Consider the following 11,683-nt stretch of genomic DNA (forward strand, 5'->3'; position numbering starts at 1 on the left):
GGCCCTCTCCTCGAACCACGTGTGCAGACACCGCTCCGCGGGGGCCGTCGGCCCGGCGGTGTTCCATTCCGTGACGACCTGATCGTGGAGAGTGTCGTTCAGGACGGGCAGGTCCAGGGCGGGTCGCCGGTCCGCTTCTTCGGTGGTGAGGGCGTCGACGAGGCGCGTCATGGCGGTTTCCAGGTAGCCGATGACGAGCTCGGCGTCCTGGGACTGGTCGATCTGGGCGTCCAGGGAGAAGGAGTGCCCGAGGTCGTCGACCGAGAGGGCCACGGGGTAGTTGCTCCGCTCGATGACGCCGGCCAGGGACCGGACGCCGGCGCGCTCCAGCTCGCTGTCGTCGATGCGGTCGTCGGACTCCAGGTGCCGGTAGTTGAAGATCGCGTTGAACAGCGGGGTCTCGGGCGGCACGTCGCTGTGGCGGTGCGCGACGGCCAGGGGGGTCTGCTCGTGGCGGACCAGGTCCCGCAGCGTCCGGTCCATGCCGCGCACCAGGTCGCGCACGCTCGTCCCGGTCAGGTCGACGCGTACGGGCAGGGTGTTGATGAAGTTGCCGAGCATGCGCTCGACCCCTCGCGGTCCCTGGAGGCGGCCGGACATGACGGTGCCGAAGACCACGTCGTCGCGGCCGCCGCACGCCGCCACGACCAGGGACCAGCCCGCGTGGAACAGGGTGGCGGGGCTGACCCGCAGTTCCTTGGCGCACGCCCGGATCCGCTCGCCGAGGCCCGTGTCCAGCGGGCGGCGCAGGTCGAGTACCCGGCGGCCGTCGCCGTGGACGTCCTGGAGCCCGAACATCACCGTGGGCTCGGTGACGTCACCGAGCGCGGCCGCGAAGTGGTCCGCCGGGTCGAGCTCCTGAATGCGGTGCTGGACGTGGGCGATGAAGTCGCGGTACGGGGCGGGCGGGGCGAGCTCGGCCTCGCGGCCCGTCATGTGCGCGACGATCTCTCGGAACAGCAGGCCGAGCGAGGTCGCGTCATCGATGACGTGGTGCAGGTTGAGTGCCGCGAACCACCTGTCCGTGCCGGGCTGCCGGGTGGCGCGCAGGCGGATGAGGGGGGCGCGGTCCAGGCGCATCGACCGGGGCCGGGCGAGCAGGTCGCGGATCTCGTCCTCGGTGTCGGTGCCCGTGGGCACGTCGAACTCGTCGAGTTCGAGTTCGGCGTGGCGCACGACCACCTGGACCGGCTGCGGCAGGCCCTGGGTGAGGACCGCCGTGCGCAGCGCGTCGTGCCGGGCGACGGCCGCGCGCAGGGCGCGGGCGAATCCGTCCAGCCGGTCGCGGCTGTCGAAGGAGAACACGCCGGAGAGCACGTACGGGTCGCGGCCGCCCTCCTTCAAGTGGTGGAACAGCATGCCTTCCTGGAGTGCCGCGAGGGGATACACGTCCTGGATGTTGGGGGCGCCGCCGGGAACGGCGGCGACGACCGACGCCAGTTCGTCCTCGGTCAGGGACACCAGGGGCAGCATGTCGGGGGTGATGCGGTCGCAGCCGGCGGGGATGCCGTTCGGCGGGACGGTGAAGGCCGTGCGCGGGGGGACGGGGGTGTCGGATCCGGTGTCCGGCGCGTCGGGGTGCGCCGGGTCGCGCGGTGCCGTCCCGTCGATGGCGGCGGCGAGGTCCGCGAGCGTGGCGGCGGCGAAGACGGCCTGGAGGTCGCAGTCGACGCCCTCGTCGAGCAGGCGGGCGATCAGCTTCGGGATGAGCAGGGAGTGGCCGCCCAGGGCGAAGAAGTTGTCGTGGACGCCGACGCGGTCCTCGTCGAAGCCGAGCAGCTGTGCGCAGACGGCCAGCAGGGTCCGCTCGGTGGGGGTGCGCGGCGCGACGCGGTCACCGGACACCGCGAAGGCGTCGGTCTCGGGGGCCGGCAGGGCCTTGCGGTCGAGCTTGCCGTTCGCGGTCAGCGGCAGCGCGTCGAGGCGGACCAGGGCGCTGGGGACCATGTGCTCGGGCAGCGACTGTCCGAGGTGCTTCAGGAGGACGTCGTGGAAGGAGTGCGTGTCGACGGGGTGCTCCGGGTCGAGGACCACGTAGCCGACGAGCCTCGGGTCGCCGGGGCTGTCCTCGCGGGCCAGGACCGCGCAGGCACGCACGGCGGGGTGGCGGCCGAGACGGTCCTCGATCTCGTCGGGCTCGATGCGGAAGCCGCGCAGTTTGACCTGGTTGTCGATGCGGCCGAGGTACTCCAGGGTGCCGTCGGACAGCCATCGGACGAGGTCGCCCGTGCGGTACATGCGGGCGTCCGGGTCGTGCGCGAACGGGTTCGGTACGAAGCGCTCGCGCGTCAGAGCGGGGTTGTTCAGGTAGCCGCGGGCCAGGCCGACGCCGGCGATGTGCAGTTCGCCGGCGCAGCCCACGGCCTGGTGCCGGCCCAGGTCGTCCAGGACGTGCAGCTGGATGTTCTGGATGGGGCGGCCGATGGGCACGGTGTCCGTGGCTCCGTCGGGCGGGCAGGTCCAGTGGGTGACGTCGATGGCCGCCTCGGTCGGCCCGTACAGGTTGTGCAGCCGTGCGCGGTGCTGCGCGTAGTGCCGGGCGGGCAGCTCGGGCGGCAGGGCCTCGCCGCTGCAGAAGACCTGGCGGAGCGTCGTGCAGCGGGCCCATCCGGCGTGGTCGAGCATGAGGCGCAGCATGGGCGGCACGAAGTGCACCGTGGTGACCCGCTCCGCCTGGATCAGCGACGCGAGGCGGGCCGGGTCCTTGTGGGCGCCCGGTGCGGCCACGACGAGGCGCGCGCCGGTGACGAGCGGCCAGACGAACTCCCATACGGAGACGTCGAAGCTGAACGGCGTCTTCTGGAGCACGACGTCGTCGGTGTCGAGGGCGTATTCGTTCTGCATCCACTCGATGCGGTTGACGGCCGCCCGGTGCTCGACCATGACGCCCTTGGGGCGGCCGGTGGAGCCGGAGGTGTAGATGACGTACGCGAGGTGGTCGGGGGCGACGCGGGCGGAGGCCGGGCGCCCGCCGTCGGCGCCCAACTGGTCCTGGCCCCCGCTGCCTTGGCCTTGGTGGTCCTCGTCCTGACGGCTGTCGGACGCCGGTCGCCCGTCGCTGTCCACGCGCAGGACGACGCGCGCAGCGGACAGCACGGAGGCGTCGGTGGCGGCCTGGGCGAGGACGACGACGGCGCCGGAGTCCTCGATCATGTACCGGACGCGTTCGGCCGGGTAGTCGGGCTCCAGGGGCAGGTAGGCGCCGCCCGCCTTCATGACCGCCCACAGGGCGATCACCATCTCGACGGAGCGTTCCATGCACACGCCGACGACCGTGTCCGCGGTGACGCCCCGGCGGCGCAGCTCGGCGGCCAGCGCGTCGGTGCGGGCGTCGAACTCGGCGTAGGTCAGGGTGCGTTCGCCGAAGACGAGGGCGGTGCGGTCGCCGTGGCGGGCGACGGCGTCGGCGAGCAGGTCGGGCAGCGCGCGGTCGGCCGAGTAGGGCCGGTCGGTGCCGTTCCATCCGTCGAGCCGGCGGCGTTCGCCGTCCGACAGGTGTGAGGCGTCGGAGAGCAGCTGTGCGGGGTCCGCGACGAGGGCGCTCAGCAGCGTCTCGTAGTGGCCGAGGAAGCGCTCGACGTCCGCCGCCGCGAACCGTTCGGCGTCGTACTTGAGGTGCAGCGTGTAGGCGTCGGCGGCGTGCTCGACGACCTCCAGGTGGAGCTTGAACTCCCCTTCCTGGGATATCTCCTCCACGAACCGCAGCGAGCGGACGAGGTCGAGACCGCGGACGTCGTCGTCCGTCAGGCGCATCATGCGCTGGTTCTGGAAGACGTAGGAGACCTGGAAGACCGGTGCGGAGTCGGGGTCGGTGCGCAGGTTCAGGTCCTGCACCGTGCGCGGGAACGGGTACGCGGCGTGGTCGAGGCCGTCGGCCATGACGAGCGTCAGCTCGCGCAGGAAATCCGTGAACGGCACGTCGCCGCCCACGCCGTGACGCACGGGCAGCATGTTCACGAAGTAGCCGACCGCGTCGTCGTACGCGGCGTCGGGGCGGCCCAGGGACGGCACACCGACGATCAGGTCCCGCTCGCCGCTGTAGCGGTGCAGCAGCAGCTCGTACACGGCGAGGAAGAGCACCGCGGGCTTGACTCCGCGGGCCGCGCACAGGTCGCGTGCCCGCGCGGCGAGCGCCTGGGGCAGCGGGCGGGCGACCGTCTCCCCCGCCACGGCGGTGCCGGGCGCGGGCGCGCGCTCGATGTCGAGGCGCAGCACGGGCAGGTCGCCGGCCAGGGTGTCCCGCCAGAAGGCGCGGTGGCGGGCGCCGTCGGGGCCCGCGAGGAAGTCGGCCTCCCAGCGCACGAACGCGTCGTAGGCGTCGTGCGGTGCCGGCTCCCGCGTCGGCGTGTCGCCCCGGAGCAGGGTCTCGTACGCCTGGAGCAGGTCACGGAGCAGGACGGGGGTGGACGCGCCGTCGAAGACCAGGTGGTGGAAGACGAGCAGCACCAGGGTCTCGGGCGCGTCGGCCGTGCCCGCCGAGTACACGACGGCCCGTGCCGGGGCGTCCTGGTACAGGTCGAACGGCGCCTTGGCCTGCTCGCGGGCCAGGGCGATCAGGACGTCGTCGGGCAGCCCCCGGGGGACGGTCTGGTGCCGGAAGGGCAGGTCGGCGTCGTCCGGGCGGTGCACCAGGTGCGGGGTGCCCTCGTCCTCGGCGATCACGCTGTGCAGGAGCGTGTGCCGGGACGTGACGTGCCGGAACGCCTCCTCGAACACCGCGACGTCGAACGGCGCGGAGGTGCGGAAGCACACCGGCACGTTGTACACGTCGGCCGTGGGCCGCAGCTTGTGCAGCAGCCACAGGCCCTTCTGCCCCTCGGACAGCGGGCGCCGGTCGGCGCCGCCCTGCCGCGCGGCCTGGAGCCGCTCGTAGAACGCGAGCACGTCCTCGGCGGTGTGGAGACCCGCCTTGAAGCCCGCCAGAATCTGATCCTCGTTCACGCGACCGGTGCTTCCTTCATGAGTGCCTTGAGTTCTTCGAGTCCGACGTGACCCTGCCGGAACTTCTCCAGGGCCTTGGCCCGTGCTGCGCGCACGTCCGTTGCTGGTGCTGGTGTCGCGTGTGTGTCCGGTGCCGGTGGTTCGTCCGCGTCCGTCCGGGCGGTGGCCGGTGCGCGCTTGGCGGTGAGCCGTTCCGCGATGCGCTCCAGGGTGGTGAGTCCGACGATCTCCCGCGTGGTGAGCGTGAGTCCGAGGTCGGTCTCGACCGCGCGCCGGAGGCGGACCCACATGACGGAGTCGGCGCCCAGGCTGTGCAGGTCCTTGTCCGGCGGGAGCTCACCGGGCTCGAAGCCGAGGGCTTCGGCGAAGTGGTCCGTGAGGTAGCTCAGGATGTCGCCGCCGTCGGTGACGGGGGCGGGCTGCGGCTGTTCCGCCTCTGTCCCCGCGTGCGCGGGCGCCTCCGACGAGGGTGTCGCGGAGGCGGGCTCCTCGGACGCGAGTGTCGCGGTCAGCGGGCCTGTGTGCCCCACCCAATAGCGCTTGCGCCGGAACACCGTCGTCGGCAGCGGTACGAGGCGGCGGCGCCGCCCGTCGTGCAGGGCGCGCCAGGGGATCCGGCCGCCCCGCACCCACAGCTCGGCGAGCCGGTCGAGTTCGCCGTCGGCGGCGAGCGCGCGGATGAACGCCTCGCCGTGGCCGCCCGTGAGCAGGTCGCCGAGCGTGCCCGCGCCGGCCTCGGCATCACCCAGGTACAGCCGGTCGTACGGCGGCTGCCCGTCCAGGTACTCCGTCAGCGCGCGCAACAGCCCCGCGCGGGAGTCCGTCACGAACGCCAGCCGGGCCGCCTGGGGCTCCCGGCCCGCTTGGAGGGTGTGGGCGATGTCCGCGAGCGCGGCGCCGTCGCCCGCGCCCGGGGCGCCCGTCCGCTCGACGAAGTCGTGCAGCTGGCGGGCCGCGGTGCGCAGCCGGTCGGGGTCACCGGCGGACAGCACGATCAGCTGCGGCTCCTCCGTGCGGGGAGGCGCCGCTTCCGCGGCCTCGGCGGCCGGTGCTTCCTCCACAACGAGGCTGACGTGGCTGCCGCCCGCTCCGACGGAGTTGAGCAGCGCGCGCCGGGGCTCGCCGTGGCGTGCTTCCCAGGGGGTCAGGGTCTCGCACACCCGCAAGGTCCCCTCGTCCAGGCGGAGTTCGGGGTTGGGATCGCCGATCGGCGCCCGGGGCGCCAGTTCCCGGTGACGCAACTGGAGGACGACCTTGGTGAGCTGGGCGATGCCCGACGCGGCCTCGGGGTGGCCCAGGTTGGACTTCACCGAGCCGACCGCGACGGGCTCGTTGACCTCACCGAACACTTCGCGCAGGGCGCTCGCCTCGACGGCGTCGCCGAGCGCGGAGCCGTTGGCCGCGGCTTCCACGTAGCCGATCGTGGCGGGGGCACAGCCAGCCTTCTCCAGCGCCTTGCGGGCCACGGCGATCTGCGTCCTGCGGCTCGGCGCCATGAACTGGCCCGCGCGGCCGCCGTGCTGCGAGGCGCTGCCCCTGATGACCGCGAGGACGGTGTCGCCGTCCCGGCGGGCGGCGGCCAGCGGCTTCAGCAGCACGGCGCCCACCGCCTCGGCGGGCAGATAGCCGTCGCCGTCGCGGAAGCTGCGGCTGCCGGGGTGGCTGCCGAGCAGGCCCGCACGGGACAGGGCCCGGTATTTGTCGGGGTGGATCGTCAGGTTCACGCCTCCGGCGATCGCCAGCTCGCTGTCGCCGCGCAGCAGATCGGCGCAGGCCAGGTGGATCGCGGCGGCCGACGACGCGCACATGCCGTCCACGGCGAGACTCGGCCCTTCGAGGCCGAAGAAGTGCGAGACGCGGTTGGCGATGAGGTTGTACGACGCCACCGAGGTCAGGGCGGAGCGCACCACGTCGGCGGTGTCGGCGCGGTACATCTGGTACATCGCCCCGACGTACACGCCGACCTGCCGGCCGTAGGTGTGCTCGATGGCCTCCTGGGTGACACCGCTCTGCTCCAGGAGCTGCCACGCCGTCTCCAGGAACAGCCGCTGCTGCGGGTCCATGGTCTCGGCCTCGCGCGGCGAGATGCCGAAGTGCAGCGGGTCGAACTGGTCCACGCCGTCGAGGAACCCGCCCCACTTGCCGCAACTCTTGCCGGGCGCCTCGCGGTCCGGGTCGAACAGCGCGTCGTGGTCCCAGCGGTCGGCGGGGACTTCGGTGACGCAGTCGGCACCGGTGCGGAGCAGTTCCCACAAGGCGTCGGGGTCGGCGGCGCCCGGGTAGCGTCCGGCGAGGCCGATGATGGCGACGCCTTCTTCGGCACGCGGGTCCCGCGCGGTGCGGGGCGCGGTGGCCTGGGGTGACGCGGCCGTTTCGGGAGCCGTGTCCGGCGCGGACGTCAGGGGTGCCTTGTCCGGCGCGGGCACGGGCGAGATGGCGGGCACGGACGGCACAGCCACCGGCACCGGCACCGGCACGCCCAACAGCGCGCGCAGGGCGTCCTCGTGTTCCGCCACGAAGTACTCGGCCAGCTCGGTGACCGTCTGCACCTCGAAGAACAGCGTCTTGGGCAGCGTGCCGAAGTCGGTCTCCAGCTGGGCGATCAGGTTCATCGCCAGGACGGAGTCCATGCCGTAGCGCTCCAGCGGCACTTCGGCGTCGAGCCGGTCCGGGCCGAGCTTGAGGGCGGCTGCCAGCTGCTTGCGCAGGTGGCGCCGGGTGCGGTCCAGCAGGGCCCGGTCCTCGCCCGGGGCCGAGCGGTGCGGCCCCTCCTGCGGCGCCTCCGGTGCCCCGCCGGGTCGCCCGGTCAGGCGCGGCAGCAGCGCCTCGCGCCGTCCGGCGACCACGAGGAGCCGGCCGTCGTCGAGGCCGGTGCGCCGGGCGTCGATCCCGACGCGCAGGGCGCGCAGGGCGCTCTCGGTGTCCAGGGGGACGAGGTCCATGCGCCGCAGCCGTTCCTCGGTGGCGTGGTCCACGCGCATCCCGCCGTCGGCCCACAGGGGCCAGTTCAGGGAGAGGGTGAGGCCGTGCCGCAGTCCGGCGGCCGCCAGGCGGCTCCGGTGGGCGGCGTAGGCGTCCATGAAGGCGTTGCCCGCCGCGTAGTCGGCCTGGCCCGCGTTGCCGAGGGCACCGGTCATCGACGAGTAGCACAGGAACAGCTCCAACGGCTGGTCCCGGGTCAGCTCGTCCAGGTGCACGAGGCCCGCGACCTTCGGCGCGAGGACGTCCCCGAACTCCTCCGGCGTCTTGTTCACGGCGAAGTTGTCGCGCACCGCGCCCGCGGCGTGTACGACGCCGGTCAACGGCCCGTGGGTGCGCGCGACGTACCGCACGAGGCGCTCGACGGCGGCCCGGTCGGTGACGTCCGTGCGCTGGTGGTCCAGGGCCAGACCCGCGGCTCGCAGGTCTTCGACGGACCGGCGCTGTGCTTCGGTGAGTGCCGAGCGCCCGGTGAGTACGACGGTGGCGCCGGTGGTCGCGGCGGCGATGTCCGCGGCCGTGTGCAGGCCGAGGGCTCCGGTGCCGCCGGTGATGAGGTAGACGCCTCCCGCACGCCATGCGGCGGCGGGCGCCGCCTGCGGCGGGGCGAGCTCCGTCAGCCGCCGGACCTGGCGACGGCCCGCGCGGTGGCGCACTTCGGGCGCCGTCCCGGGCACCGTCTCCGCGCGGAGGCGCTCGGCGACGACGGCTGTCGCGGCGCCGTCGAGGCAGTCGACGAGCTGGGTGCGCAGCTTCGGGTTCTCCAGCGAGACGGTCTTCAGCAGGCCGCTCAGTCCGGCGAACACGTCCTGGCCCGCGCGTTCCTGGTCACTGTCGCCGACGAGCACGACCTGAAGGACCGCGCCTCCCCTCAGCCCACCGGCCAGCAGGGTGCGGGCCCGTGCGAACACGTGGTGTGCCGCCGTCAGATATGCCTCGTCCAAGGGGGCGTCGGCCGCCACGTCCAGGACTTCCACGCGTGCCTCACCCGGCAGCGCGGCCGTCAAGGCGGTCGTCAGGTCGGCCGTCAGCCCGGACTGCTCCCCCGGTGCTGACCGGCGTACCAGGATGACGTGCCGTTCCGGGGCGGGCGTGCCGTCGGTCCCGGCGTCGGCGTTCCCCGCCCCGGCGGGGGCCTCCTCGTTCTGCCATATGGGATACGTCAGGAGCACCTGCTCCTCCGTCGGCGCGGAGGGCGGGGCGGAGGTCGGCACGGGCCCGCCGTCCGGCTCGACGTCGAACCAGTGCCGCTCCCGCGCGAAGGGGTAGCCGGGCAGGCTCAGGCGGCGCGGGCGGGCCGTGCCGTCCGTGTAATCCACGTCATCCGCGTCATCCGCGTCATCCGCGTACATAAGGTCCCAGTCCACGGCCTCGCCACGGGCCCACAGGGCCGCGCACTCCTGGGGCGCGACGACACCGGCGCCCCCCGTGGCCCGCGCGAGCGCCTGCTCCTGCGGTACGCGGCCGCGTACCCAGTCACCCGCGCCACGCGGGTCGGCCAGGAACGTGTCGAGGGTGCGTCGCAGCGCCTCCAGGGAGGACGCCGTGAACGCGAGCCGCTCCTCAAGGGCGGTCCGGCCGGTCTGGAGCGTCCAGGCGAGGGAGACGAGGTCGCCGTCGGTCAGCTCGTCCGCACGCGCCCGCAACCGCCGTGCGGCTTCGACGAGTTGGTCGTCGGTCGCCGCGGACAGGGGCACGACCACGGTGCGCGGCCGGGTGGCGGGGGCGTTCTGGGCATCGCCGGTCGACGGCTGGTACGCGGCCAGGACCACATGGGCGTTGGCGCCGCCCGCTCCGAAGCTGGAGACGCCCGCGACGCGCGGCCCGTGCCACGGCTCCAGGGTCCGCTGCACGGTGAACGGCGTCCCCTCGAACTCCAGGTGCGGGTTGAGCCGGCTCGCGTGCAGGCTGGGCACGAGCTCGCCGTGGCGCATCTGGAGCAGCACCTTGGTGACCCCGGCGATGCCCGCGGCGCTCTCGCAGTGGCCGATGTTGGACTTCACCGAGCCGACGGCGCAGCGCGGGGCGGGCGCACCGGTGGCGTCGGCGGTGCGGCCGAACGCCTTGACGAGCCCGGCGAGTTCGATGGGGTCGCCCAGGGAGGTGCCGGTGCCGTGCGCCTCCAGATAGCCGACCTCGTGCGGGGCGGTCCCGGCGCGGGTGAGCGCGCGGGCGATGACATCGCCCTGGGCCGCGGGGTTGGGCACCGAGAAGCCGTGGGTCCTGCCGCCGTGGTTGAGGGCGGTGCCCTTGATGACCGCGTGGATCTGGTCACCGTCGGCCACGGCCCGCTCCAGGGGCTTCAGCAGGACGGCGCCCACGCCCTCGCCGGGCACATAGCCGTCGCCGCCCTCCCCGAAGCTGCGGCAGCGGCCGTCGCTCGAGGTGAACTTGCCCTGGCTCAGCATCACGTACTTGTTCGGGTGGACGCTCACGTTGACGCCGCCCGCGACCGCCGCCGCGCACTGGCCGCTCCTGATCGCCTCGCAGGCGAGGTGGATGGCGGTGAGCGACGAGGAGCACATCGTGTCCACGGCCATGCTCGGGCCGTGGAAGTCGTAGAAGTACGAGACGCGGTTGGCGACGGACGAGGGGCTCCCGGACAGGGCGACGCGGTGGCCCCGCGCCTGCGCCTGGGCGCCGTGCAGTTGGTACTCCTCGTACATCACGCCGACGAACACGCCGACCTTGCCCGTGGCGACGAGGCCCGCCTCGGCGGATTCGCCGGGTTCGGCGGACTGCCGGGCCAGGGACTCGCCGGTGTACCCGGCGTCCTCCAGGGTGTGGTGGACGCACTCCAGGAACAGCCGCTCCTGGGGGTCGAGGAACTCGGCCTCGCGCGGCGAGATGCGGAAGAACAGCGGGTCGAAGCGGTCGACGCCGTCGAGGAAACCGCCCCACCGCGAGGTGCCCTCGTGGTCGCGCGGGTCCCAGCGGTCCGCCGGGACCTCGGTGATGCAGTCCCGGCCGGAGCGGAGGTTCTGCCAGAACTGGTCCAGGTTCTCCGCCCGCGGGTAGCGGCCGCTGACGCCGACGATCGCGATGTCGGTGACGGGGGCGGGGGCGGGGACAGGTGTGTGGTGGGCCGTGTTCTGCGCCTCCGGCCGCGAGGGGGTGGTCTCCGTCCGCGTCGGCGTCGGCGTCGGCGTCGTCGGCGGCGGCGGCGTCGAGGACTCGTCCTGCGGGTCCGCCGCGCCGAGTGCGGCACGCATCCGCTCCGGGTACTCGTCGGCGAAGTGCTCGCTCAGTGCCCGGATGGTGCGGACCTCGAAGAACAGCGTCTTCGACAGGCCGCCGAAGGTGTCCTCCAAGTGGCGGGTGAGCTCCATCGCCATCATGGAGTCCATGCCGTAGAACTCCAACGGCGTGTCCGGGTCCAGGCGTTCGGGCTCGACCTCCAGCGCCGCGGCGAGCTGTCCGCGCAGGTACGGCAGCGCGCGCTCGGCCAGCGGTTCGTCGTCAGCCGGTGCGGCGGAGGTCGCTCCGGTCTCGGCGGGGAGGACGCGCGCGAGCAGGCCGGTCAGTTCCGCGCACACCCGGCCCTCGGTGTCGAGGAGAGTGATGTCCAGCTTCGCGGACGTGTCGCCGGGGCGGCTGCCGTCCTGGTACCTGATCCAGGCGTACGCCGTCTCCGGGGTGGCGGCCAGGACCTCCAGTTCCTGGAGGGCGAAGGGCAGCGCGGGGCGGGCGGGTCGCTCGCCGGGGCCGTCGTGCGCGCCCAGGCCGAGCCGGGGCCGTCGTGCGCGCCCAGGCCGAGACCGAT

2 protein-coding genes and 3 pseudogenes are annotated in these 11,683 nt (G+C 73.5%); all 5 read right to left on the minus strand.

Going from position 1 to position 11,683, the window contains the following annotated elements; all coding sequences use genetic code 11:
• The coding region (locus tag STRAU_RS44915) for a condensation domain-containing protein (RefSeq protein ID WP_472980052.1) at window positions 1-1,473 on the minus strand (1,473 nt) is incomplete at its 3' end.
• 147 nt (window positions 1,474-1,620) lie between these two features.
• Window positions 1,621-3,495 (minus strand): annotated as a pseudogene (locus STRAU_RS44920) (non-ribosomal peptide synthetase); the annotation flags it as partial.
• Window positions 3,481-4,941: pseudogene (locus tag STRAU_RS44925) on the minus strand (condensation domain-containing protein); the annotation flags it as partial. The pseudogenes STRAU_RS44920 and STRAU_RS44925, both read right to left, overlap by 15 nt.
• Window positions 4,938-11,456, minus strand: a complete 6,519-nt coding sequence (locus STRAU_RS17165; RefSeq protein WP_016641611.1) for an SDR family NAD(P)-dependent oxidoreductase — start codon at window positions 11,454-11,456, stop codon at window positions 4,938-4,940. The pseudogene STRAU_RS44925 and the gene STRAU_RS17165, both read right to left, overlap by 4 nt.
• 9 nt (window positions 11,457-11,465) lie before the next feature.
• A pseudogene (locus tag STRAU_RS44680) lies at window positions 11,466-11,642 on the minus strand (hypothetical protein); the annotation flags it as partial.
• Window positions 11,643-11,683 lie beyond the last annotated feature (41 nt).

Origin of the sequence: Streptomyces aurantiacus JA 4570, from assembly GCF_000414115.1 — a bacterium.
In the GTDB taxonomy this organism is placed as follows: Bacteria; Actinomycetota; Actinomycetes; order Streptomycetales; family Streptomycetaceae; genus Streptomyces; species Streptomyces aurantiacus_A.